Source organism: Aeromonas sp. FDAARGOS 1402 (assembly GCF_019046925.1).
In the GTDB taxonomy this organism is placed as follows: Bacteria; Pseudomonadota; Gammaproteobacteria; order Enterobacterales; family Aeromonadaceae; genus Aeromonas; species Aeromonas caviae.
Genome location: NZ_CP077201.1, coordinates 3,405,918 through 3,430,688, shown reverse-complemented (window position 1 = coordinate 3,430,688; position 24,771 = coordinate 3,405,918). Strand labels below are relative to the sequence as shown.

General features: G+C 60.4%; 22 protein-coding genes. 14 read left to right on the top strand and 8 right to left on the bottom strand.

Going from position 1 to position 24,771, the window contains the following annotated elements; genetic code table 11:
• Positions 1–4: 4 nt before the first annotated feature.
• Together trxB and I6L32_RS16205 are read left to right on the top strand one after the other, a co-directional pair.
• Positions 5–955: a thioredoxin-disulfide reductase gene (trxB, locus tag I6L32_RS16210; protein WP_010674516.1), complete on the top strand. Its 951-nt coding sequence runs from the start codon at positions 5–7 to the stop codon at positions 953–955.
• Positions 956–1,013: 58 nt separating this feature from the next.
• Complete coding sequence (locus tag I6L32_RS16205) at positions 1,014–2,255, top strand: diguanylate cyclase (RefSeq protein WP_029314438.1); 1,242 nt, start codon at positions 1,014–1,016, stop codon at positions 2,253–2,255.
• Between the two features lie 83 nt (positions 2,256–2,338).
• On the opposite strand, the gene I6L32_RS16200 is transcribed toward I6L32_RS16205, so the two are convergent.
• The gene (locus tag I6L32_RS16200; RefSeq protein ID WP_041211363.1) at positions 2,339–2,809 is read right to left on the bottom strand and encodes a glycine zipper 2TM domain-containing protein; all 471 of its coding nucleotides are present in this window, start codon (positions 2,807–2,809) and stop codon (positions 2,339–2,341) included.
• Between the two features lie 17 nt (positions 2,810–2,826).
• Between I6L32_RS16200 and aat the strand changes: the two genes are divergently transcribed.
• From aat to infA, 3 genes are all read left to right on the top strand, one after another.
• A complete protein-coding gene (gene aat / locus I6L32_RS16195) occupies positions 2,827–3,534 on the top strand; it encodes a leucyl/phenylalanyl-tRNA--protein transferase (RefSeq protein ID WP_029314435.1) in 708 nt (235 codons plus the stop codon).
• Complete coding sequence (locus I6L32_RS16190; RefSeq protein WP_045524744.1) at positions 3,531–4,247, top strand: arginyltransferase; 717 nt, start codon at positions 3,531–3,533, stop codon at positions 4,245–4,247. Before aat ends, I6L32_RS16190 begins: the two co-directional genes overlap by 4 nt.
• A 68-nt stretch (positions 4,248–4,315) precedes the next feature.
• Positions 4,316–4,534 (top strand): translation initiation factor IF-1, encoded by a 219-nt coding sequence (gene infA / locus I6L32_RS16185; RefSeq protein ID WP_005300033.1) that lies wholly within the window; start codon positions 4,316–4,318, stop codon positions 4,532–4,534.
• Between the two features lie 69 nt (positions 4,535–4,603).
• Here infA and clpA read toward each other — a convergent pair whose 3' ends face one another.
• Together clpA and clpS are read right to left on the bottom strand one after the other, a co-directional pair.
• Entirely contained in the window at positions 4,604–6,856 is a 2,253-nt protein-coding gene (gene clpA, locus I6L32_RS16180) for an ATP-dependent Clp protease ATP-binding subunit ClpA (protein WP_010674511.1), read from the bottom strand.
• A gap of 60 nt (positions 6,857–6,916) precedes the next feature.
• Entirely contained in the window at positions 6,917–7,234 is a 318-nt protein-coding gene (gene clpS, locus I6L32_RS16175; RefSeq protein ID WP_005325410.1) for an ATP-dependent Clp protease adapter ClpS, read from the bottom strand.
• Between the two features lie 228 nt (positions 7,235–7,462).
• On the opposite strand from clpS, the gene cspD reads away from it, so the two are divergent.
• Positions 7,463–7,681, top strand: coding sequence for a cold shock-like protein CspD (gene cspD, locus I6L32_RS16170; protein ID WP_010674510.1), 219 nt, complete (start codon positions 7,463–7,465; stop codon positions 7,679–7,681).
• A gap of 116 nt (positions 7,682–7,797) precedes the next feature.
• Here the strand turns inward: cspD and asd are convergent, their stop codons facing one another.
• Positions 7,798–8,910 (bottom strand): aspartate-semialdehyde dehydrogenase, encoded by a 1,113-nt coding sequence (gene asd / locus I6L32_RS16165; protein ID WP_042016283.1) that lies wholly within the window; start codon positions 8,908–8,910, stop codon positions 7,798–7,800.
• 340 nt (positions 8,911–9,250) lie between these two features.
• On the opposite strand from asd, the gene sugE reads away from it, so the two are divergent.
• Positions 9,251–9,565 (top strand): quaternary ammonium compound efflux SMR transporter SugE, encoded by a 315-nt coding sequence (gene sugE / locus I6L32_RS16160; RefSeq protein WP_041211362.1) that lies wholly within the window; start codon positions 9,251–9,253, stop codon positions 9,563–9,565.
• Positions 9,566–9,682: 117 nt separating this feature from the next.
• Here the strand turns inward: sugE and I6L32_RS16155 are convergent, their stop codons facing one another.
• Entirely contained in the window at positions 9,683–10,366 is a 684-nt protein-coding gene (locus I6L32_RS16155) for a B3/4 domain-containing protein (RefSeq protein ID WP_039039002.1), read from the bottom strand.
• Positions 10,367–10,701: 335 nt separating this feature from the next.
• Here I6L32_RS16155 and ycaO point away from each other — a divergent pair, with 335 nt between their 5' ends.
• The 3 genes from ycaO to pflB all read left to right on the top strand — a co-directional run bounded on the left by ycaO (position 10,702) and on the right by pflB (position 16,017).
• Positions 10,702–12,462, top strand: coding sequence for a 30S ribosomal protein S12 methylthiotransferase accessory factor YcaO (gene ycaO / locus I6L32_RS16150; protein ID WP_069785460.1), 1,761 nt, complete (start codon positions 10,702–10,704; stop codon positions 12,460–12,462).
• A 382-nt stretch (positions 12,463–12,844) separates the two neighbouring features.
• Positions 12,845–13,693, top strand: coding sequence for a formate transporter FocA (focA, locus tag I6L32_RS16145; protein ID WP_010674505.1), 849 nt, complete (start codon positions 12,845–12,847; stop codon positions 13,691–13,693).
• Between the two features lie 41 nt (positions 13,694–13,734).
• Positions 13,735–16,017 carry a formate C-acetyltransferase gene (gene pflB, locus I6L32_RS16140; protein WP_010674504.1) on the top strand — a complete coding sequence of 761 codons (2,283 nt, stop codon included), beginning with the start codon at positions 13,735–13,737 and terminating at the stop codon, positions 16,015–16,017.
• A gap of 137 nt (positions 16,018–16,154) precedes the next feature.
• On the opposite strand, the gene phnX is transcribed toward pflB, so the two are convergent.
• The 3 genes from phnX to phnW are packed head-to-tail and all read right to left on the bottom strand — an operon-like array spanning position 16,155 to position 19,565.
• Positions 16,155–16,994 carry a phosphonoacetaldehyde hydrolase gene (gene phnX, locus I6L32_RS16135; RefSeq protein WP_069785459.1) on the bottom strand — a complete coding sequence of 280 codons (840 nt, stop codon included), beginning with the start codon at positions 16,992–16,994 and terminating at the stop codon, positions 16,155–16,157.
• Positions 16,987–18,426: an aspartate aminotransferase family protein gene (locus I6L32_RS16130; protein WP_069785458.1), complete on the bottom strand. Its 1,440-nt coding sequence runs from the start codon at positions 18,424–18,426 to the stop codon at positions 16,987–16,989. Before I6L32_RS16130 ends, phnX begins: the two co-directional genes overlap by 8 nt.
• Positions 18,423–19,565 (bottom strand): 2-aminoethylphosphonate--pyruvate transaminase, encoded by a 1,143-nt coding sequence (gene phnW / locus I6L32_RS16125; RefSeq protein WP_069785457.1) that lies wholly within the window; start codon positions 19,563–19,565, stop codon positions 18,423–18,425. Before phnW ends, I6L32_RS16130 begins: the two co-directional genes overlap by 4 nt.
• A 254-nt stretch (positions 19,566–19,819) precedes the next feature.
• On the opposite strand from phnW, the gene phnR reads away from it, so the two are divergent.
• From phnR to I6L32_RS16105, 4 genes are all read left to right on the top strand, one after another.
• Positions 19,820–20,527: a phosphonate utilization transcriptional regulator PhnR gene (gene phnR, locus I6L32_RS16120; protein ID WP_029303195.1), complete on the top strand. Its 708-nt coding sequence runs from the start codon at positions 19,820–19,822 to the stop codon at positions 20,525–20,527.
• A 120-nt stretch (positions 20,528–20,647) separates the two neighbouring features.
• The gene (locus tag I6L32_RS16115) at positions 20,648–21,667 is read left to right on the top strand and encodes a putative 2-aminoethylphosphonate ABC transporter substrate-binding protein (RefSeq protein ID WP_216944165.1); all 1,020 of its coding nucleotides are present in this window, start codon (positions 20,648–20,650) and stop codon (positions 21,665–21,667) included.
• 272 nt (positions 21,668–21,939) lie between these two features.
• On the top strand, positions 21,940–23,034 hold the full coding sequence (locus tag I6L32_RS16110; RefSeq protein WP_069785456.1) for a putative 2-aminoethylphosphonate ABC transporter ATP-binding protein: 1,095 nt from the start codon (positions 21,940–21,942) through the stop codon (positions 23,032–23,034).
• On the top strand, positions 23,031–24,767 hold the full coding sequence (locus I6L32_RS16105; protein WP_069785455.1) for a putative 2-aminoethylphosphonate ABC transporter permease subunit: 1,737 nt from the start codon (positions 23,031–23,033) through the stop codon (positions 24,765–24,767). Before I6L32_RS16110 ends, I6L32_RS16105 begins: the two co-directional genes overlap by 4 nt.
• Positions 24,768–24,771: the final 4 nt, after the last annotated feature.

The window sequence follows — 24,771 nt, the reverse complement described above, 5'->3', positions numbered from 1 at the left end:
CATCATGAGCCAAGTCACTCACAGCAAACTGCTGATCCTGGGATCCGGTCCGGCAGGTTACACTGCGGCCGTCTATGCCGCTCGCGCCAACCTCAATCCCCTGCTCATCACCGGCATGCAGCAAGGTGGTCAGCTGACCACCACCACCGAAGTGGAAAACTGGCCAGGGGACGCGGAAGGGCTGACCGGCCCGGCCCTGATGGAGCGCATGAAAGAGCATGCAGAGAAGTTCGATACCCGCATCCTCTTTGATCACATCAATGAAGTGACGCTGACCGAGCGTCCCTTCCGCCTCAAGGGCGACAACGGGGAATACACCTGCGATGCGCTGATCCTCGCCACCGGCGCCTCCGCCAAATACCTGGGTCTGCCCTCCGAAGAGGCCTTCAAGGGCCGCGGCGTCTCCGCCTGCGCCACCTGTGACGGCTTCTTCTACCGCAATCAGGAAGTCGCCGTGGTCGGCGGCGGCAACACCGCCGTGGAAGAGGCACTCTATCTGGCCAACATCGCCAAGAAGGTGCACCTCATTCATCGCCGCGACGAGTTCCGCGCCGAGAAGATCCTGATCAAGCGCCTCAACGACAAGGTCGAGAGCGGCAATATCGTCCTGCATACCCATCAGACCCTGGACGAAGTACTGGGTGACGACATGGGCGTCACCGGTGTGCGCCTGCGCAGCACCCGGGATGACACCACCTCCGAGCTGCCGCTGATGGGGGTCTTCATCGCCATCGGTCACCAGCCCAACACCCAGATTTTCGAAGGGCAGCTGGCGATGGAAAACGGCTATCTGAAGGTGCGTGGCGGACTGGAAGGGTTCGCAACCCAGACCAGCATTCCGGGCGTATTCGCCGCTGGCGACGTGGCCGACCACGTCTACCGCCAGGCGATCACCTCCGCAGGAACCGGCTGCATGGCCGCCCTCGATGCAGAGCGATATCTGGACGCACAATAATCAGAAGGATATAAAGGGCATGCCAGTTGGCATGCCCTTTTTTATTGCAAGGAGCAGGATGAAACGAAAAATAATGATAGTGGAAGACAGCCTGACGGTACGCCGCATGCTGACCCAGGCCATTGCGCAGCAGACCGGGCTGGAAATCGACGCCTTCGATACTCTTGAAGGGGCTCGCGATTGCCATGGGGAAGATTATGTGGTCGCCCTGGTGGATCTCACCCTGCCGGACGCCCCCGGCGGAGAGGCTGTCAACGTGCTGAGGGAGCGTGGGCTGCCGGTGGTGATCCTGACGGCCGACATCAGCGAAGAGAAGCGGGAAGCCTGGCTGGAGGCCGGGGTGCTGGACTATGTGATGAAGGATTCACGTCACTCCCTGCAATATGCCGTCGGTCTGGTGCACCGCCTCTACCTCAACCAGGCCATCGAAGTCTTGGTGGTCGACGATTCACGCACCTCCCGTCACCGCACCGCGGCCCAGTTGCGCAAGCAGTTGTTGCAGGTGCACGAGGCCAATTCAGCCCGCGATGCGCTGGCGCAGCTCGAGCAGCACCCCGCCATTCGCCTGATGCTGGTGGACTACTACATGCCGGAGATCGACGGCATCAGCCTGGTGCGAATGCTGCGCGAGCGCTACAGCAAGCAGCAGCTCGCCATCATCGGCATCTCGGTGTCGGACAAACACGGCCTCTCGGCACGCTACCTCAAGCAAGGGGCGAATGATTTTCTCAATCAGCCCTTTGAACCCGAGGAGCTGCAGTGCCGGGTCAGCCACAACCTGGAGGCCCTTGAGCAGTTCAACAATATCCAGGAATCGGCCAACCGAGACTACCTGACCGGGCTTTACAACAGACGCTACTGGTTCAACGAGGGTCAAAAGTGGTTCGAGGAGCATCAGCGCCATCAGGCGCAGCTCTCCCTGTGCGTGCTCGACGTGGATCACTTCAAGCAGGTCAATGATCACTGGGGGCACGCCATCGGCGATCAGCTGCTCTGTCATCTGGCCAGGCTGCTCACCCAGTTCTTCCCGGATGCCATGATAGCCCGATTCGGTGGTGAAGAATTTGCCCTGATGGTGCCACACTGCCCCGTTCCCGTGCTGCTCAAGCGACTGGAAGGGCTTCGTCTGCAAATGCGTCAGCAACCGCTGTCGCGGGAGATATCGCTCTTTGTACGCGCCAGTTTCGGCGTCATCAATGTCGGGCGGCTCTCCATGGACGAGGCGCTGAGCGAGGCAGATCGCCAGTTGTATCAGGCAAAGAATACCGGGCGAGACAAGATAGTCTGTCAGGACGTCTGAGCAAGCATCAGCAGAGGCACTCCGTGTAGTACCGCCCGGCGCCCCTTGTGTGGCGGCCGCCGGGTCAATCCCTTCTTCACCGTTCAATAGGTCTTATCGACTCGCACCCCATCGCTGAAATAGAGGATGCGCACCTTGTCGCCCTGCGCAAAGACCATGGCCGGATCGTAATCTTGGATCACGTTGATGAGCCCGTTCTGCTCGTTGCGGATCAGCAGCTCCACCAGCTTGTTCTCCACCACGCTGCCCCCTGACTGAAACTGCTGCACCGCCGCCGCTCCCGCCAGTGCCCCGACCGCTGTGGCAATCTCCCGCCCGTGCCCACCGCCAAACTGGTTGCCGAGCAGCCCGCCAAGCACGGCCCCTCCCAGCGTTTTCCAGCCGGAATGCTCTGATTCCACCATCTGGCGCTGGGTGATGTTGCGCACCGCATCCACCTGGCCGAAGACCACCTGCTCCACCGGACGCGCCGTGTTGCGTTCATACACCGCACTCCAGGCCGGTGCCGTGACAAAGCCAAGCAAGCTGGATACTATCAGGATAATGGCCTTCATCTATGAACCTCTGCCTTATGTCTCGCTATCTTACCGAACTGGATGATGAGCTGTGCTGGTTTCCCTCCCCCAGCCATGCGCTGGAAGAGCCCAACGGGCTGCTCGCGATTGGGGGAGATCTCTCCCCCACTCGATTGCTGGCAGCTTACCACAGCGGGATCTTTCCATGGAATGAACCCCATCAGCCACTGCTGTGGTGGTCACCGGATCCCAGGGGAGTCATCGTGCCCGAGGAACTCCACATCGGCCGCAGCCTGCAGAAGTGTTTGCGCCGCACCCCCTTCGAGATTTACATCAATCGCGCCTTTGATGACGTCATTGCAGCCTGCGCCGCCCCCCGTCGCACCGCCAGCGGCACCTGGATAAGTGCCCCCATGATCGACGCCTATCGGCGCCTTCATCGCCTCGGTCATGCCCACTCCATCGAGATCTGGCAGGATGATCAGTTGCAGGCAGGTCTCTATGGCCTCTCCCTGGGCCGACTCTTTTGTGGTGAATCCATGTTCAGCCGCATCGACAATGGCGCCAAACTGGCCATGGTGGCCCTCTGTCGCCACTTTGCAGGGCACGGCGGTGCCCTCATCGACTGCCAGATGCAAAACGACTTTCTGGCCACGCTGGGCGTTCAGGAGTGGCCAAGGCAGCGCTTTCTGACCACCCTGGCCACCCTGACCCGGCAACCGTTGCAAGAGGGATGCTGGCAACCGAGGAGAATCAGCCTATGAGTGAAGAAGTGATCCTCAAGGTCGGGCTGACCCCCAGGCACCCGTGCAGCTACCTCGGTCACGAGCAGGAGCAGTTGCTGGTCCTGATGGACCATGAACTGCTCAACGCCGCCGGGTACGAACGGCTGCTGACGGCAGGATTCCGGCGCAGTGGCAACGACATCTATCGTCCTCACTGCCCCGCCTGCAGCGCCTGCCAATCCTTGCGCATACACAGTGAACGCTTCATCCCGAGCCGTGGGCAGAAGCGCATCCGCCAGTTGAACCGGGATCTCGAGCTCGTGCTGAGCTATGACGACAAGCCCGAGTATTACCAGCTCTATGAACGCTATATCCGTGAGCGCCATAGGGATGGCAGCATGTATCCACCGAGCCGGACCCAATACAAGGGATTCCTGCACTGTGACTGGATGCCCCCCCTCTATCTGGAGATGCGCAAGGAGGGACGCCTCATCGGCGTGGCCACCACGGATCTGCTTCCCCACTCTCTGAGCGCCATGTACACCTTCTTCGACCCCGACTATGCCGACCGGTCGCTCGGCACCTTCGCCATCCTGAGCCAGTTGGAACTGGCCAGACGTACCGGTCGTCAGTGGCTCTATCTGGGGTATCTGGTGGAGGAGTGCCGCAAGATGAATTACAAGCGCCAATACCTGCCCCATGAGCTGCTGGTACAGGGCGAATGGAAAAAAATCGACACCAAGCCCGAGTAAACTTTACACATAGCCTTAAATCCGGCATGATCCAGCGGTTTTTTGTTGTGGCTTATCAAGAGGATTCAATGGCTAAAGAAGACAGTATTGAGATGCAGGGTACCATTCTCGAAACCTTGCCCAATACCATGTTCCGTGTGGAACTGGAAAATGGTCACGTGGTTATCGCTCATATTTCCGGCAAGATGCGCAAAAACTACATCCGTATCCTGACTGGGGACAAAGTAACGGTGGCTCTGACTCCGTACGATCTCTCCAAGGGACGTATTGTTTTCCGCTCTCGCTAAGCCAGGAATTCAGCAAAAAACCCCAGCCTCTCGGTTGGGGTTTTTTGTCATTTCCGGCCTTGCTCACAGTCAGTGAGAGACAGCTTCAACGTTGACCTGAAAATCAAAGCTGAGGCTGTTGTTCACCAGTTCGACCTTCACAATGCCGCCATCGACCAGGGAACCGAACAGGATCTCGTTGGCCAGGGGCTTCTTGAGGTGCTCCTGAATGACCCGGCCCATGGGTCTTGCTCCCATTGCCCTGTCATACCCTTTCTCTGCCAACCAGTGGCGCGCCTCTTCAGACACCTCCAGTGAAACGCCCTTGGCATCCAGCTGAACCTGCAGCTCGACGATGAACTTGTCGACTACCTGATGGATCACTCCCATGTCGAGATGGTTGAACCAGATGGTGTGATCGAGCCGGTTGCGGAACTCCGGACTGAACGTCTTGTTGATCACCGCCATGGCATCATGGCTCATGTCCTGCTGCTGGAAGCCGATGGACTTGCGCTGGGTCTCCTGAACCCCTGCGTTGGTGGTCATCACCAGGATCACATTGCGAAAATCTGCCTTGCGCCCGTTGTTGTCCGTCAGGGTACCGTTGTCCATCACCTGCAGCAGCAAGTTGAAGACATCCGGGTGCGCCTTCTCGATCTCGTCAAGCAGCACGACGGAGTGCGGATGCTTGAGGACGGAGTCGGTCAACAGCCCTCCCTGCTCGAATCCCACGTAACCGGGAGGAGCCCCGATCAACCGGGACACGGTATGGCGTTCCATGTATTCCGACATGTCAAATCGCAATACCTCGACCCCGAGCGCCTTGCCAAGTTGCTGGGTCACTTCGGTCTTGCCCACCCCGGTCGGGCCGGCAAACAGGAAGCAGCCCACAGGTCGGCGTTCGTTGCCAAGCCCTGAACGTGACAACCGAATGGCATCGGTCAGCACCTCGATGGCCTTGTCCTGCCCGAACACCACCATCTTGAGATTACGCTCCAGGTTCTTCAGCACCTCCTTGTCGGAGGAGGAGACAGATTTCTCGGGAATACGGGCAATCTTGGCAACAATGGCCTCGATTTCCGGCACATTGATCACCTTCTTGCGCTTGCTAACGGGCAAGAGGCGTTGCCCTGCACCCGCTTCGTCGATGACGTCGATGGCCTTGTCAGGCAGATGGCGATCATTGATGTACTTGGCGGAGAGCTCCACCGCCGCCCGGATCGCCTTGACGGTGTAACGCACGCCATGGTGAGACTCATAACGGCTCTTGAGTCCCATCAGAATGCGAGTGGTGTCGTCTACTGTGGGTTCGACGATGTCGATCTTCTGGAAGCGGCGAGCAAGGGCCCTGTCCTTCTCGAAGATCTGGGCATATTCCTGGTAGGTGGTGGAGCCCACGCAGCGCAGCAAACCATTGGAGAGCAGCGGCTTGATGAGGTTGGCCGCATCCAGCTGGCCACCGGAAGCCGCACCAGCGCCAATGATGGTGTGGATCTCGTCGATGAAGAGGATGGCCCCCTCCTGACGTTCAATCTGCTTGAGCAGCACCTTGAGGCGCTTCTCGAAGTCACCACGATACTTGGTGCCCGCCAGCAGGGAGCCCATGTCCAGGGAGTAGATGGTGCTACCCGCAATCACCTCGGGCACATCCCCCTTGACGATACGGTAGGCAAGCCCTTCGGCGATGGCGGTCTTGCCCACGCCGGCTTCCCCGACCAGCAAGGGGTTGTTCTTGCGGCGGCGGCACAATACCTGAATGGTGCGATTGAGCTCCTGATCACGGCCGATGAGCGGATCGATGCGCCCCTCCAGCACCAGCTGGTTGAGGTTGGTGGCAAAGCTTTCTATCTGGGCAGAGGATACCTCGTCATCAGATTCCGCATTGTTGCCACCACTCTCGGGCTTGTTGTCCTTGCGCACCCCGTGGGACAGGAAGTTCACCACATCCAGGCGGCTTATTTCGGCTTTTTTCAGGAAGTAGGCGGCCTGGGACTCTTGTTCGCTGAAGATGGCGACCAGGACATTGGCACCGCTCACCTCGGTATTGCCGGACGACTGGACATGGAAGACGGCACGTTGCAGCACGCGCTGGAAGCCCAGCGTCGGCTGGGTTTCCCTGTCTTCGTCGTCACGGGGGATGAGCGGGGTCGTTTGATTGATGAAGGCGCGGATCTCTTTGCGCATCTGTTCCACATCCGCACCACATGAACTCAGCGCCTCATGGGCTGAGCTGTTATCCAGCAGGGCCAACAACAGGTGCTCGACGGTCATGAATTCGTGGCGCTCGTCACGGGCCAGCTTGAAAGCCTCGTTCAGCGTCTTTTCTAGATCTTTGTTCAACATAGGCACCTCCCCTCAGTACAGCAACAATGCGGTGTCGTTATCGCCATCAAGTCATCAGATTCAAGCCTTTTCCATGGTACATAGCAGTGGATGTTCGTTGTTACGTGAATAGGTGTTGACCTGGACCACTTTGGTCTCGGCAATCTCGGCGGTAAATGTGCCGCAGACTCCCTTACCACTATAATGCACGCTCAGCATCACCTGAGTGGCCTTCTCCAGATCCATACCAAAGAACCTTTGCAGCACCTCCACCACGAACTCCATCGGTGTGTAGTCGTCGTTGTTCAGGACGACCTTGTACATGGGTGGCGGTTGCAGCTTCGTTTTCTCTGCCTCTGCAATCTCTTCATTAGCAAAGAGTTCTTTCTGCTTGCTCATAGTTGCGCTTTGGTACCTCTAGATTACTACCGTGTCGCTCAAGATTGTCAATAGACTTGTTAACCAGATCACATCGGTTGTTAACAACTTCTTGACTCGCTTAAAAGTTGGACTAGATTGGTTACTTGCTAATCGGCGCCCGTCTGCTACGGGGTCATGCCCTAGTTATATAAGGCTGGCGCAGGTTACTCAACGACTTCAGGGTAATCAATAAAAGGATGTAGATGTATGGCAACCGGAACAGTCAAGTGGTTCAACAACGCAAAAGGATTTGGGTTTATCTGTCCGGAAGGCGGTGGTGAAGACATCTTCGCTCACTACTCCACGATTCAAATGGAAGGTTACAAGACCTTGAAAGCAGGTCAGGCAGTCAACTTTGAACTGCAGCAGGGGCCGAAAGGAAATCATGCCTCTGTCATCGTGCCAAACGAAGCACAGAACATCTAAGAGTCAAACTGGATAAATTAAAAAGCGGCATCCCAAGGGATGCCGCTTTTTTATGGACAGACACGAAAAGGGGAACAAGAAAGGCAAGGCCTTCCCTGTTCCCTGCTGCCGCTACCTCAGCGGGCCAGCAGGATGTTGAGCATGCGGCGCAGCGGCTCGGCGGCGCCCCACAGCAGTTGGTCACCCACGGTAAAGGCGGCCAGGTACTCCGGGCCCATGTTGAGCTTGCGCAGACGACCCACCGGGATGCTGAGGGTGCCGGTAACGGCAGCCGGGGTCAGCTCGCGGGCGGTGATGTCGCGATCGTTGGGGATCACCTTGACCCAGTCGTTGTGGGCAGCCAGCAGGGCTTCGATTTCCGCCAGCGGCACATCTTTTTTCAGCTTGATGGTGAAGGCCTGGCTGTGGCAGCGCAGGGCGCCGATGCGCACGCACAGACCATCCACCGGAATGGCGGCGTTTTCGATACCCAGGATCTTGTTGGTCTCGGCCTGGCCCTTCCACTCTTCACGACTCTGGCCATTGTCGAGCTTGGTGTCGATCCAGGGGATGAGGCCACCGGCCAGCGGCACGCCGAAGTTGTCCACCGGCAGGGTGCCGGAGCGGGTCTTCTCGGTGATCTTGCGCTCGATGTCGAGGATGGCGGAAGCAGGATCGGCAAGCTCCACCGCCACTTCATCCCGCAGCATGCCCATCTGGGTGACCAGCTCGCGCATGTGGCGGGCACCACCACCGGAGGCCGCCTGATAGGTGGCCACGCTCACCCACTCCACCAGATCGGCCTTGAACAGGCCACCCAGGGCCAGCAGCATCAGGCTGACGGTGCAGTTGCCGCCAACGAAGGTCTTGATGCCGTTGTTCAGGGCATCCTCGATGACGTCGCCGTTGACCGGATCCAGGATGATGACAGCGTCCTTCTCCATGCGCAGGGAGGAGGCGGCGTCAATCCAGTAGCCCTGCCAGCCGGCGGCTTTCAGACGCGGATAAACATCCTTGGTGTAGTCGCCGCCCTGGGCGGTGATGATGACATCCTGTGCGGCCAGCGCCTCGAGATCGAAGGCGTCCTGCAAGGTGCCGGCATCGACACCAAAATTGGGGGCGGCCTCACCGGCCTGGGAGGTGGTGAAGAAGGTGGGTTGAATGCGGGCAAAATCCTTCTCTTCCTGCATCCGGCTCATCAAGACCGAACCCACCATGCCACGCCAACCGACCAAACCTACTTTTTTCATAATGTCCTACCCTGGATAGCTGCTTATAGAAATCGTTTGTGGTACCCGTGACCCCCTGCCTTGGCGCCAGCCGTTTACAAGGGATTCACAATATATGAGTTGCAAAAAATGCGTCTGTCCACATTACGGATTGTGGCGGCGGGCGCAAGTCGAATTGCGCAATATTCTGTGCCATTCGCTGCAATATCCATCGGCCTGGCCGACCTGCGGGCAGCCGGTTGGCATCCTGCCTCCAGTTGGGGCATCATTGAGACCGACCGGCAGCCCCGCTGCCCCTCGGGGACGGCCCCGAGGCCTCCTGATACGCAGGGACGACCCTGCTTCCTGCGGAATCTGCCTTATGTCCTGGTTGCTATTGCTGTTGGCCGGCCTGTTCGAGGTCGCCTGGGCCATCGGCCTCAAATACACCGACGGTTTCAGCCGTCCCCTCCCCACCCTGCTGACCCTGATCGCCATGGCCGTGAGCGTGCTGCTGCTCGCCATGGCGGTCAAACAGCTGCCCCTTGGCACCGCCTACGCAGTCTGGACCGGCATCGGCGCGGTCGGCACCGTGCTGATGGGGATCTGGCTGTTCAACGAACCGGCCACCCTGGCCCGAGTGCTCTGCCTGCTGCTGATCATCGGCGGGATCCTGGGTCTGAAATTCATCGGTTAGGCGCGCTGAAAGGGCCGGGTACACCGGCCCCGACGTGGCATGTCGAGCAAGATCCGCCCCATGACCGCCCGGGCGAACATGGGGCGCCTCCTTTTATCTTTTCGTCTGCTCCTTCAATCACTCCACCAGCGTCTGCTCGATGCGGGCCCCAGGCATCATCTGCGTGAGACCGGCAATCAGCCTGTCGCCGGCCTCCCACAAGGCCGTGCGCGGCATCGGCGGCAGACACTCCAGAATGAACCACATCCGGGGGGAAGAGAGGCTCAGGCGAGTGCGGATCCCCTGGCGCCAGTTCCAGCGGCGACAGGTGACGCCGAGATCGTCCCGCCACACCACCTCTCCGGGAGCCGGTGCCTCCTGGGTTGGCAGCCCTTCTTTGAGGGTGTCAAAGCATTCGCTGCCATCGGCAATCACCAGGCGCGGCGCTCCCACATAGGCCGCCAGATCCTCCCCGCCCACGGGAATGGCATACTCGATGCTGATGGCGTTGTAGAGATCCACCACAGGATCGATGGCGGGCAAGACGCCATCGCGCAGCACCCGCTTGCGCAGTGCCTGGGCCGAGCAGGGCGTGCGGGCAGGCTTGGCGCCAAACCCCTTGAACACCTGATCCCAGGCGGCCAGATGTTCAAGGGCCCAGGGGGCCTCGTCGGTGCCAAGGGCCGCACATGCCCGGGCCAGGGCCCGCTCCCCCACCAGAGTGTCAATCACGGGGGCGGCTTCCACCACGATGCTGAGGGCACAAAAACCCGGCGCCAACCTGGCTATCTCGGGGTCGATACGGGGGATCATCGGGAACATTCAGCACTCCTGGTCAAGGCTCATCAAGACGGGGGGGCGGAACGGGCACGGGCGTTCCCCTCTTTTCCTTCCCCCGCCAACGGTTGACGCCATGATGAAGGGCACAGGGTCATAATAAAATTTACTTTATCTTAATTATGTTAAGTAAAACTGATGACCCAACCCTCTTTCCCATGAAAAATCGCCGCCCCGCAGCGCACCGTCCGGCCCCACTACCACACCCCGCCCATCCAATGCAGACCTGGGCAAGCCCACACCATTGCCCTGGCCGCTTTCCCCGTCACTCATGCTATTATCTGCGTCCAAACATGAGCCCATAAAATCAGGACATTGTGATGACCGACCACACTTTTATTCCCGGCAAGGACGCAGCGCTGGAAGATTCCATCGAACGCTTCCAGACCAAGCTGCAAGCCCTGGGGTTTGATATCGAAGAGGCCTCCTGGCTCAACCCCGTGCCCAACGTCTGGTCCGTGCACATCCGGGACAAGGAGTGCGCTCTCTGCTTCACCAACGGCAAGGGTGCCAGCAAGAAGGCGGCGCTCGCCTCCGCCCTTGGCGAATATTTCGAGCGTCTCTCCACCAACTACTTCTTCGCCGACTTCTACTTGGGCGAGCAGGTAGCCAATGGCGACTTCGTCCACTACCCGAACGAGAAGTGGTTCCCCATCGAGGGGGATCAGCTTCCCACTGGTCTGCTCGACTCCTTCACCCGCAAGTTCTACAACCCGGACGGTGAAGTGACCGCCGACATGCTGGTGGACCTGCAATCCGGCAACGAGGAACGCGGCATCGTCGCCCTGCCCTTCGAGCGCCAGTCTGATCACCAGACCGTCTACATCCCGATGAACATCGTCGGCAACCTGTATGTTTCCAACGGCATGAGCGCCGGCAACACCCGCACCGAAGCCCGCACCCAGGGGCTGTCGGAGGTGTTCGAGCGCCACGTGAAGAACAAGATCATCGCCGAGGCCATCAGCCTGCCCCAGATCCCGGGCGAGGTCATCGCCCGTTACCCCGGCATCAAGGCGTCCATCGATGCACTGGAGGCCGAAGGCTTCCCCATCTACAGCTTCGATGCCTCCCTCGGCGGCCGTTATCCGGTCATCTGCGTGGTGCTGCTCAACCCGAACAACGGCACCTGCTTTGCCTCCTTCGGCGCCCACCCGCGCTTCGAGGTCGCCTTCGAGCGCACCGTCACCGAACTGCTGCAAGGGCGCAGCCTCAAGGATCTGGACGTCTTCGTGCCGCCGTCGTTCGACAACGAGCAGGTGGCGGATCACCACAACCTGGAGACCCACTTCATCGACTCCTCCGGCCTCATCAGCTGGGATCTGTTCAAGGAAGAGTCCGACTTCGAGTTTGCCGACTGGGACTTCCGTGGCACCTCGCAAGAGGAGTTCGACCACCTGATCGGCATCTTCCACGAGCTGGAGCAGCCGGTCTACATCGCCGACTACGAGCACCTGGGTGTCTACGCCTGCCGTATCCTGGTGCCCGGCATGTCCGACATCTATCCGGTGGAAGATCTGCTGCTGGCCAACAACACCATGGGGGCCCACCTGCGGGAGACCATCCTGGCGCTGCCGGCGCTCGAGTGGGACGCAGAGCAGTACATGGCCCTGTTCGACCAGCTGGATGAAGAGGGTCACGACGAGCGGACCCGGGTGCGCGAGCTGCTCGGCATCGCCGCCGCCAAGGGCACTGCCCTGCACACCCTGCGCGTCGGTGAGCTCAAAGCCATGCTGGCGCTGGCCGCAGGCAACCTGGAGAGCGCCCTCGACCTCATCGACTGGACCATGGAGTTCAACCAGTCGGTGTTCCCGGCGGATCGCGCAGCTTACTACCGCGCCCTGCGCGCCTGCGTCGAGCTCTTCCTGGACGAGGAACGCGACCCCGAGCAGTACCGCCCGGTGTTCGCCCGCATGTTCGGGGAAGAGACCCTGGCGCAGGCGTGGGCCAACGCCCGCGGCGAGGCGCGCTTCCACGGTCTGGAAGCCGCCGATCTCTCCCTCTCCCAGTTCCCGCTGCACCAGAAACTGCTGGCCGCTTACGAGAAATTGCAAAAAGCCAAACGAATCCATAGCTGGAACTGATATGCTGATATGACGAAGGGGCCCTGAGGGCCCCTTCTGTTTTATGGTCTACGCTTTGGCTGGCCGTGCCACAAAGATGAAATAAAAGACAAAAAATACCTCTTAGGGGGTTGTTAATTTGGCACTCATGGTGCAGTGCGGCCGCAAAGGTGCCTGGCCGGTACTTTTTTAAGGGTGTCCTTTATAAGTTCTTAAAAATCATAAAATTAATAACAGACTCATTTCTATTTCACCTGAAACCTGGTGTAAAGAAACGCTTCCGGATGGTGAAAAATCCTGTAGTAAAATTACATTCACAATCTGTAATTCTTGATCGGAGTCAATTTTGGGGATCAGCCCCTTTGTTATGATTTCCACAGGCAAAATATGCAGGTACTGAGAATTGAAAGCAGAATCTCCCTTTGATTGTCTGAAGCCCGAAGCCATCGCCGCCCTGGCCGAAGACATTACCTATGCCAAGGCCACCAAGCCCGCATACAAGGTCATTCCCCTGGCCATCACCGCTGGCGCCTTCATCGCCATCGCCTTCGTCTTCTATATCACCGTCACCACGGGCTCAAGCGGCATGGCCTGGGGCATGTCCAAGCTGGTGGGCGGCATCTGCTTCTCCCTCGGTCTCATCCTCTGCGTCCTGCTCGGCGCCGAACTGTTCACCTCCACTACCCTCACCCTGGTAGCCAAGGCGGCGAATCGCATCAGCTGGGCCCAGCTGCTCAAGAACTGGGGACTGGTCTACTTCGGCAACCTCATCGGCGGTCTCATCATCGTCGGCCTCATCATCATGTCGGCGGAATACACGGCAGCGGATGGCCAATGGGGGCTGAACGCCATGAAAGTGGCCCAGCACAAGATCCATCACACCTTCTTCGAGGCCGTGGCCCTTGGCATCCTCTGCAACCTCATGGTGTGTCTCGCCGTGTGGATGGCCTTCGGCGCCCGCAGCGCCACCGACAAGGTGATGGTGATGCTGCTTCCCGTCGCCATGTTCGTGGCCTCCGGTTTTGAGCACAGCATTGCAAACATGTTTATGATCCCGGTCGGTATCGCCATCCACAGCGTCGCGAGCCCGGAATTCTGGCAGGCCATCGGCCAGGATCCGGCGACCTTTGCCGACCTGACCGTGTCCAACTTCGTCCTGCACAACCTCATCCCTGTCACCATCGGTAATATCATTGGTGGTGGCGTCATGGTTGGGCTGACTTACTGGTTTATCTTCCGTCGCCATCATTAAGGATGGCGGCAGACACATAAATACCTTGAGAGGTAATGAAAATGGCAGAACTTAACGAACAGTTCCAAAAAGCATGGGAAGGCTTCGCAGCCGGTGAATGGCAGACCTCTGTCAACACCCGTGACTTCATCCAGAAGAACTACACCCCGTATGAAGGTGACGAGTCCTTCCTGGCTGGCGCGACCGAAGCCACCACCAAGCTGTGGGACAAGGTCATGGAAGGCATCAAGATCGAGAACCGCACTCACGCGCCGGTCGATTTTGATACCGACCTGCCCTCCACCATTACCGCTCACGATGCCGGCTATATCGACCAGAGCCTGGAGCAAATCGTTGGTCTGCAGACCGACAAACCGCTCAAGCGCGCCATCATCGCCAACGGTGGTATCAAGATGGTCAAGACCTCTTGCGAAGTGTACGGTCGCCAGCTTGACCCCATGGTCGAGAAGATCTTCACCGAGTACCGCAAGACTCATAACCAGGGCGTGTTCGACGTCTACACCAAAGACATCCTGAACTGCCGCAAGTCCGGCGTCATCACCGGTCTGCCGGATGCCTACGGCCGTGGCCGCATCATCGGTGACTACCGCCGTGTTGCCCTGTACGGTATCGACTTCCTGATGGCCGACAAACTGGCTCAGTTCAAGTCCCTGCAGGCTGACCTGGAAAACGGTGTCAACCTGGAAGCCACCATCCGTCTGCGCGAAGAGATCTCCGAGCAGCACCGTGCCCTGGCACAGATGAAGGTGATGGCTGCCAAGTACGGTTGCGACATCTCCGTACCGGCCAAGACCGCCAAAGAAGCCGTACAGTGGACCTACTTCGCCTACCTGGCGGCGGTCAAGTCCCAGAACGGCGCGGCCATGTCCTTCGGTCGTACCTCCAGCTTCCTGGACATCTACATCGAGCGTGACCTGCAGAAAGGCCTGATCACTGAGCAAGAAGCCCAGGAGCTGATGGACCACATGGTCATGAAGCTGCGCATGGTTCGCTTCCTGCGTACCCCGGAATACGATTCACTGTTCTCCGGCGACCCGATGTGGGCGACCGAGACCCTGGCCGGTATGGGCGTTGACGGTCGTACCCTGGTCACCAAGAACAGCTTCCGTATGCTGAACACCCTGTACACCATGGGCCCGTCCCCTGAGCCGAACCTGACCATCCTGTGGTCCGAGAAGCTGCCGGTCGGTTTCAAGAAGTACTGCGCCAAGGTATCCATCGAGACCTCTTCCGTTCAGTACGAGAACGACGACCTGATGCGTCCGGACTTCAACAACGATGACTACGCCATCGCTTGCTGTGTGTCCCCGATGATCGTCGGCAAACAGATGCAGTTCTTCGGTGCCCGTGCCAACCTGGCCAAGACCATGCTGTATGCAATCAACGGCGGTATGGACGAGAAGCTCAAGATCCAGGTCGGTCCGAAGACCGAAATGGTCACCTCCGAGTACCTCGACTACAACGACGTGATGGACAGACTGGATCACTTCATGGACTGGCTGGCCAAGCAGTACGTGGCCGCGCTGAACATCATCCACTACATGCACGACAAGTACAGCTACGAAGCCTCCCTAATGGCGCTGCACGACCGTGACGTCTATCGCACCATGGCCTGTGGTATCGCCGGTCTGTCCGTAGCCGCTGACTCCCTGTCTGCCATCAAGTACGCCAAGGTCAAGCCGGTACGTGATGCCGATGGCGTCTCCATCGACTTCGAAATCGAAGGCGAGTACCCGCAGTTCGGCAACAACGACGCTCGCGTCGATGACATCGCCTGCGACCTGGTCGAGCGCTTCATGAAGAAGATTCAGAAGCTCAACACCTACCGCGGTGCCGTGGCTACCCAGTCCGTGCTGACCATCACCTCCAACGTGGTGTACGGCAAGAAGACCGGTAATACCCCGGATGGTCGTCGCGCCGGTGCGCCGTTCGGCCCGGGTGCCAACCCGATGCACGGTCGTGATCAGAAGGGTGCCGTTGCTTCCCTGACTTCCGTTGCCAAGCTGCCGTTCGCCTACGCCAAAGATGGTATCTCCTATACCTTCTCCATCGTGCCGAATGCCCTGGGCAAAGACATGGAAGCCCAGAAAGCCAACCTGGCCGGCCTGATGGATGGTTACTTCCACCACGAAGCCAACCTGGAAGGTGGTCAGCACCTGAACGTCAACGTGATGAACCGTGAAATGCTGCTGGACGCCATGGAAAACCCGGAGAAATATCCGCAGTTGACCATCCGCGTATCCGGTTATGCCGTTCGCTTCAACTCCTTGACCAAGGAGCAACAGCAAGACGTCATCACCCGTACCTTCACCGCCTCTCTGTAATCGCTTATTGATAAGCAAGAGCTGCAGTGAATCAAAACCGGCGCCAAGGCGCCGGTTTTTTTATGCCTGATTGTCAGGGGACATCGGCCTGAACCTGCCGGCAAGGCCGGCTCTCCCCTCCTCTCATCCCGCCTTGTTCAGGGCCGCCCACCCACAGTCAGACGGCGATTGATATCGGCGATGACCGGGGCGATATCCGCCAGGGTGTCGATGATGTAGTGCGCCCCCGCCGCCCGCAGTTTGGCCTCGGCCGATACGCGCCGGGCGGCGATCTCCGCCTCGCTCATGGCGGCAAACTCGTCCCAGGTGGCGCCAAACTCGTTGCCGGAGACCGACAATCCCACCGTCCACATGCCCGCGTTCAACCCTTCGCTGATACCCGGCACGGCGTCATCTACCTTGATGCAACGATGCACCGCGCTCACTCCCAGCTCAATCACGTTGGCCAGCGCCATCCAGGGGCCGGGGCGACCGCCAGCCTTGAGATCGTCGGTGGCGACCCAGTGATCCGGGCGATAACCGTGATCGGCCGCAGCAGGTACCAGCGCTTCCATCACCGGACGGGGGTAACCGGAGCAGGAGCCGATGCGCAGCCCCTGGCCCCGCAGTGCCTCCAGCACCGGTAGCACACCGGGAATGGGGGCGGCAAAGCGGGTCACCGCGGCAATCTGCAGCGGCATAAAGGTGTGATAAATGTGGTCCACCTCGGCGTGGCTCATGGGGTGGCCGAAGCGAGCCTGCCAGCGCACATCCACCGAGGGCAGACGGCCGAGCGCCGCGATATGATCCCACTTGCCCAGCCCCATGGGCTGGCGCGCCTCATCGAGGGTCACGGGGAAGTCATAGGCGCGGGCGAAGGCCTCGACGAAGATGGAGGTGGGGGCGAAGGAGCCGAAATCGACGACGGTGCCGGCCCAGTCGAGGATCAACGCCTCTACGTCGGTGGTCGGGTCTACAACAATCTGCAAGTCAGTCATGGTGGTGTTCCTGTTTCGGTGAAAGTGCGATCTCGCCGAGGGCGCGATCGAGAATGGAGATGGCGCGTACCAGATCGGCGCGAGCGATATTGAGCGGGGGCGAGAGCTGGATGACGTTGCCCTGAGAGACCTTGAAGCTGAGCCCTAGTTCCAGACAGCGGTAGAGCAGCCGCTCGGCGGCCTGGCTATTGCGGGTGCGACTCTGATGATCGACCACCAGATCGAGCGCCCAGAGCAAACCGATGCCGCGCACCTGCCCAATGAGCGGGTGGCGCTCGGCAAGCGCCGCGAGCTCTACCGCCATAAAACGGCCATCCTCCCGCACTTTGGCCAGCAACCCCTCTTCACGGATGGTACTGATGGTGGCTAGGGCCGCCGCGCAGCCGATGGGGCTCTTCTCGTGGGTGTAGTGACCCAGTGAAATGGCCGCCGCCTGATTGAAACGATCCCGAGTGATGAGGGCAGCAAAGGGCACCACACCGCCCCCCAACCCCTTGCCCAGGCAGATGATGTCGGGCTCAATGCCGAATTCTTCAAAGCTGAACCAGTGGCCAGTGCGCCCCAGGGCATTGGGGATCTCGTCGACGATCAGCAGCACCTTGTGGCGATCGCAGATCTCCCGCACCCGCTGCCAGTAGGCCTTCGAGGGCAACTGTACGTCGGTATTGCGGATCGGCTCGGCGATAAAGGCGCCGATCCCCCCCTCCTTCTCGATGACGTACTCCAGATAATCGGCGTAGTGCAGATCATCCCCCTCTCCGCGATACCAGACACCGCGATAGCGGGTGGGAGGCGGAATGCGCTCCACTCCGGCCATCAAGGGGCCCATACCGGCGCGAAAACAGGCCTCGCCACCAACTGAAATAGCATCGAGGGAGGCGCCGTGAAAGGCATCCCACAGGGACACCACCTTGCTGTTGCCGGTTATGAAACGGGCGAGCTTCAGGGCAATCCCCACCACTTCGCTGCCGCCGGGGGCGAACAACACCCGGTTGAGATCGCCGGGGGCCAGTTCGGCCAGGGTGCGGGCGCAGTCGATGGCGACCTGATGGGTGTAGCGGCGGGGCGCAAACGGCAGATCGGCGAGTTGCTGCTGCACCGCGGCCACCACTCTGGGGTGGCCGTGGCCCAGCTGATGGACGCTGTTGCCGTGGAAATCGAGATACTGTTTGCCCGATACACTGGTCAGCCAGCTCCCCTGCGCGCGCTCAATCAGATCCAGACAGGGGGTGGAGAGGGCCTGATGGAGAAAGTAGCGGCTATCCTCCGCCAATCCGGCCTGTACCTCTTCGCTCTGACCTGCCCACCAGCACGCCCGACCCGCGCCAAGGTTGATATCCCCTTCGCTGTCGGCGCGGCCGCTGCCGTGCAGCTTATGGCCATGTAAATCGCGGCCACGCAGATCACGACTCTGAGCCAGCATGCTGGTCATCGCGCGTCCCCTTGCCAGTAGCAGGCGCTGGTCATGGCGACGAGCAGAGCGCGCACCCGCTCTGGGGTCACGTCGCCGATATTGCCGATACGGAAGCAATCGGCCTGGGAGACCTTGCCCGGATAGATGACAAAGCCCTGCGCCTTGAGCCGCTGGTAGAAGTCGGCGAAGCGGTAATCAGGGTGGGTCGGAGAGTAGAAAGCGGTAATGATGGGAGATTGCCACTGTTCTGGCAGCAGTGCCGCAAAGCCAAGGGCGACCATGCCATCCACCAGTGTGCGCTGATTTTCGCGGTAGCGCTGATGGCGGGCGGCAATGCCCCCCTCTTCGTCCAGCTCGCGCAGGGCCTGAGCAAAGGCGAGTACGGTATGAGTGGGCGAGGTAAAGCGCCACTTGCCCCCCTGCTGCTCCATGGTCTGCCACTGGGCATGCAGGTCGAGGGAGACAGATCGGGCATGACCGGCGCAGGCCGTGAGCGCCACGCGGCGAGCGATGACGAAGCCAAAGCCCGGCACCCCCTGAATGCACTTGTTGGCAGAGCTGATGAGAAACTCGATGCCAAGGCGCCCCATGTCGATGGGGATACCGCCAAAGCTGCTCATGGCATCGACGATCAGACGGATGCCGCGGCGCTGGCAGAGTTCAGCCACCTCCTCAAGGGGGTTGAGCATGCCGGTGGTGGTCTCGCAGTGCACCATGGCCAGATGGGTGATCTCGGGGTGGCGCGCCAGCATCGCCTCGATGGCGGCGGGTTCCGGGCGGGTCGTCTCGCCGCAGTCGAGCTCATGGTGGCGCAGGCCAAGGCAGCGGGCCATCTCCCCCATGCGGGCACCGTAGGCGCCGTTGTTGATGATCAGCAGACACTCATCGACGCCTATCGCCGAGCCCAGTACGCTCTCCACCACATAGCTGCCACTTCCCTGCAGCAGCACGGCGCTGTAGTCGCTTTGATATTCCGGGCCGGCGGCGAGGCGCACCAGCTCGCGGCGGATGGGCTCCACCACACCCTGGTTGTAGTCCGCATCCCAGGTGCAGCTGTCTTGCAGCATGGCGGCGCGTACAGTCGCGGTGGTCGAGAGGGGGCCCGGGGTCAGCAGCAGGTAATCGACGGCGGCGGGGGCCGCAGGAATATGGGTCATGACTTCGCTCCTTTTTGGTATATACCAGAATGAGCGCATTGTGGATAACTGCCCCGCCAAGGTCAAAGGCGTGGCACTACATGCAACAAAAAATTCATTTTCAGCGCCGGGATCGCGATAATCTAGGAAGCCTGAACAGCAGGGGTGATTCTGGTATCTACCAACGCATGTTGATGTTGCCGTGTAACGACCGGGCAGATGACCTGCCCTGTGCCCAACCAATTACCCAACTCATTGAACAAACAGGGATTTTCATGAGCAAACCCCAATACCTGCAGATCAAGGATGCCCTCGCCAACCAGATCCTGGCGGGGGGCCTGGCCCCCAACGACAAGCTCCCCTCCGAGCGGCTGCTGGGGGAACTCTATGGCACCACAAGGGTTACCATCCGCGAGGCGCTGGTGCAGTTGGAGGCGAACGGCCTTATCTATCGGGAGGATCGCCGCGGCTGGTTCGTCACCCCGCCGCGTTTCAGTCTCAACCCCAGACGCACCTCCAACTTTCACCAGATAGTGCGGGAGCAAGGGGGCGAGCCGCGCACCGAGCTGCTGGAAAAAAGCCGCCAGGCGGTGCCGCCCGCGTTGATGGCGCAGTTGCAACTCAAGCCGTTTGACAGCCTCTTTTTGCTCAAGCGACTGCGCTACGCCAACGGGCGCGCCATCTGCTACTGCGAGAACCACTGCCTGCCAGAGCGGGTGCCCGGCCTGCTGGAGCTGGATCTCAACGGCAGTCTGACCGAGATCTACCAGGCCCATTACGATCTCCACTACGCCCGCATGCAGGTGCGCTTCTTCCCCACCGCCCTGCCGGACGAAGTGGCCAAGGCGCTCGGGGCCACCGCCGGTCTGCCCGCCCTGCGCCTCGAGCGACTCAACTTCGATCAGCACGGCCGGGTGCTCGATTTCGATCTGGAGTACTGGCGCCACGACAGTCTGGAGATCGAGGTGGATACCCAGGATTAGTCACGGACAAATCAGGGACGGCAAAACGTCACGGGGCTGTCACGGTCACGTCATAAAGATCCCCTAGCCTCTCTCTCGACCAATCTGGTTTATACCAAACCAATTTAACTGGAGAAGAGGATGAAACAGGGAACCCATCTGCTGGCCGCCGCCGTACTGGCTGCCATGACCGCCCCGGCACTGGCCGCGACCGACCTCACCGTCTACACCGCCTTCGAACCGGAGCAGCTCAACGAGCTGAAAACCGCGTTCGAGCGCCAGCATACGGATATCAACATCAAGTGGGTGCGTGACTCCACCGGCGTGGTCACCGCCCGCTTGCTGGCAGAAAAAACCCAGCCCAAAGCGGATGTGGTATGGGGACTGGCGGCGACCAGCCTGATGCAGCTCGATCAGCAGCAGATGCTCAATGCCTATGCACCGAAAGGGCTGGACAAGCTCGACAGCCGCTTTCGCGACAGCAAGGCCGAGCCGCACTGGATCGGTCTGGACGCCTTCTTCAGCGCCATCTGCTTCAACAAGGTAGAGGCGGAAAAGCAGGGGATCCCGGCGCCCACCAGCTGGGCCGACCTCACCAAGCCCATCTACAAGGGCAAGGTGATCATGCCCAACCCCAGCTCCTCCGGCACCGGTTACCTGAGCGTCGCTGGTTGGCTGCAGACCATGGGTGAGAAGCAGGGCTGGCAATTCATGAACGGCCTGCACCAGAACATCGACCGTTACACCCACTCGGGCTCCGCCCCCTGCAAGCTGGCCGCCAGCGGCGAGACGGTGATCGGCATCTCCTTCGACTTCCCGGCCACCAGCCTCAAGGCCAAGGGGGCCCCCATTGAGGTGGTGTTCCCGAAAGAGGGGTCGGGCTGGGATATGGAAGCCGCCGCCATCATCAAGGGCACCCCCAAGCTGGAAGCCGCCAAACAGCTGCTCGACTTTGCCGCCACCGAACAGGCCAACGCCCTCTACAACAAGTCGTTCGCCGTGGTCGCCATCCCCGATGTAGCCCAACCGAGAGCGGGCTATCCGGCTGATATCAAAGGCCAGATGATCGACAACGACTTTAGCTGGGCAGCCCGCGAGCGTAACGCCATCCTGGCCCAGTGGAGTGCCAGCTTCGACGGCAAGACCGAAGCCAAGCAGTAAGCGTGAAGGGCGGCGGTTTGTTCACGCCCCACACACAGCCACCAATAAACTGCCAGTCGAAGGCCAACAGCTGTTGGCCTTCGCTTTTTGGTTTTCACTTCCCGAGTGTGTATTGCCTTCAATTAGCGACGCTTCGCCCATCCACACAGGGCCCAACTACTTGCTGGCGACCCGATGTCACTTGACTGTCATCAAGCTGTCATCCCCCGATCACCTGACCGTCACACTTCACTCGCAAACTGGTATATACCAAATCAGTAGCGAGTCGAACCATGACCCAGCCCTATCTGGACATTCAACATCTCAACAAGCAGTTCGGTGCTTTTCAGGCCCTTAAAGGGATCTCTCTGACCATTGAGCCGGGGGAGTTTATCTGCTTTCTCGGCCCCTCCGGCTGCGGTAAAACCACCTTGCTCAGAGCCATCGCCGGGCTGGATCTGCCGGACAGCGGCGAGATCTGGCAAGGGGGGCGCAATATCTCCCGCCTGCCGCCCCAGCAGCGCGACTTTGGCATCGTGTTTCAATCCTACGCCCTCTTCCCCAACCTGACAGTGGCCCAGAACATCGCCTTCGGCCTTGAGAATCAGGGGCTGGCACGGGATCTCATCAAGGAGCGGGTCGATCACTGGCTGGGGTTGGTGGATCTCACTGCCCAATCCCACAAATACCCGAGCCAGATCTCCGGCGGCCAGCAGCAGCGGGTGGCGCTGGCCCGGGCACTGGCCCTCTCCCCCGGCCTGTTGCTGCTGGACGAACCGCTCAGCGCGCTGGATGCGCTGGTTCGCACCCACCTTCGCAGCGAGATCCGAGCCCTGCAGCAGCGCCTTGGCATTACCACCATCATGGTGACCCACGATCAGGAAGAGGCGCTGACCATGGCCGATCGCATCGTGGTGATGGAGGGCGGCCGCATCGTGCAGGTGGGCACCCCGCAGGCGATCTACCACCAGCCTGCCAGCCGTTTCGTGGCAAGCTTTGTCGGCACCATGAACTTCCTCGATGCCCTGGTGCTCGGCCCCAATCAGGTGCGCCTCAACGAGCAGCCGCTGCAACTCGCCAACCGGGCCGCCGCCGGCAGCAAATTGCAGGTGGCGATCCGCCCCGAGGCGATCACCCTGAGTGCGCCGAGCGAACCGTATCTTGGCCATCATGGTGTTGAAGCAACCATCGATCAGGTGGAGTTTCTCGGCGCCGCCCAGCGCCTTATCTGCACCGCCGACACCTATCTGGGCCCGCAGCAGATCCTGGTGGAGCGCCCGACCCATGAGCTGCCCCGCCACGAACAGGGGGGCTGGCGCAGCGGCATGCGCTGCTCGCTGCACTGGCCCGCTGGGGCGATGCAGCTGTTTGAAGGAGAGTGTCTATGACTGCCCCCCTTGCGACCTCCTCCCTGTTGCCGCCCGCGACAGCCCGGCAAGACTCTCGATGGCAGCGACTCTGCCGTGGCTGGAGCCGGGATCAGCTGCTGCAACTGCTCCTGCTTGCGCTCGGTATCGCCCTGCTGGTGGGGGGCCTCTTGCTGCCGCTGCTCACCATGCTGCAAAAGAGTCTGCAGGATGAGAACGGCCTCTGGGTGGGGCTTGCCAACTTCAGCGCCTACTTCGACTCCCCTCATCTGGGGCGCACCATTGGCAACACCCTCTGGCTCGGGGTGCTGATCACCGCGCTGGTGGTGACCATCGCCTTCGGCTACGCCTACGCCCTCACCCGCACCTGCATGCCGGGCAAGCCCCTGTTTCGCCTCATCGGTTTGATCCCGCTCCTGATGCCCTCCCTGTTGCCCGCCATCAGTCTGGTCTACTGGTTTGGCAATCAGGGAGTTGCCAAGGGGCTGCTCGGCGGCGAGAGCATCTACGGCCCCATCGGCATCGTCATTGGCCTGGGCTTCTGGTGCTTTCCCCACGCTCTGATGATCCTTATCACGGCGCTCGGCCAAAGCGATGCCCGCCTCTATGAAACCTCCCGGGTGCTCGGCAGCAGCGGCTGGCGCACCTTTGTCACCGTCACCCTGCCCACCGCCCGTTATGGCCTGCTCAGCGCCGCCATCGCCGTCTTCACCCTCACCATCTGCGACTTCGGGGTGGCCAAGGTGATTGGCGGCCAGTACAGCGTGCTGGCCACCGATATCTACCGGCAGGTGATCGGGATGCAGAACTTCTCGCTGGGCGCCGTTGCCAGCGTCACCCTGCTGCTGCCAGCGCTCATGAGCTTTGCGCTGGAGCACAGGGTGCGCAGCAAGATGCAGGAGCAGAGCAGCACCAAGGCGGTGCCCTATCAGCCCAAACCCCATCGGCTGCGGGATCTGCTGGCGCTCGGCTGGTGTACCCTCTGGGCCCTGCTGTTTCTGGCGCTGGTGGGGATGGCGGTTTACGGCTCCCTGGTGCAGTTCTGGCCCTACAACCTCGCTCTGACGCTGGATCACTACGCCTTTGACAGCAACAGCGTCTACGGTTGGCAGCCCTTTACCAACACCTTGCAGCTGGGCCTCTATACCGCGCTTATCGGCACCGTGCTGGTGATGGTGCTGGCCTGGGCGCAGGAGAAGGGGCGCCACTTTGCGCCGCTTCGCCAGCTGTTGCATCTGCTTGCCATGCTGTCGCTGGCGGTGCCCGGCATGGTGCTGGGGCTCGGTTACATCTTCTTTTTCAACGGCAATCCGCTCTTTGGCGGCCTCTATGGCACCCTGCCGTTGATGGTGCTCTCCTGCGTCATTCACTACTACACCGTGGGTCATATGACGGCGCTGACCAGCCTGAAACAACTGCCCAAGGAGCTGGAGCTGGTGGCCATCTCATTGCGCATTCCGCTCTGGAAGGCGTTCTGGCAGGTCACCCTGCCCGCCTCCCTGCCAGCGCTCTTGGAAATCTTTATCTATCTGTTCGTCAACGCCATGACCACCACCTCGGCGGTGATCTTCCTCTATTCGAGCGACAGCGTGCTCGCCTCCATCGCCGTGCTGAACATGGAGGATTCCGGCGATACCGCCGCGGCCGCCGCCATGGCCACCCTGATCCTGCTGGCCGCCGCCACCGTCAAGCTGCTCCAGCTCTTTTTGAGCCGCGCCCTGTTGGATCGCACCCAGCGCTGGCGCCACCCATAACCTT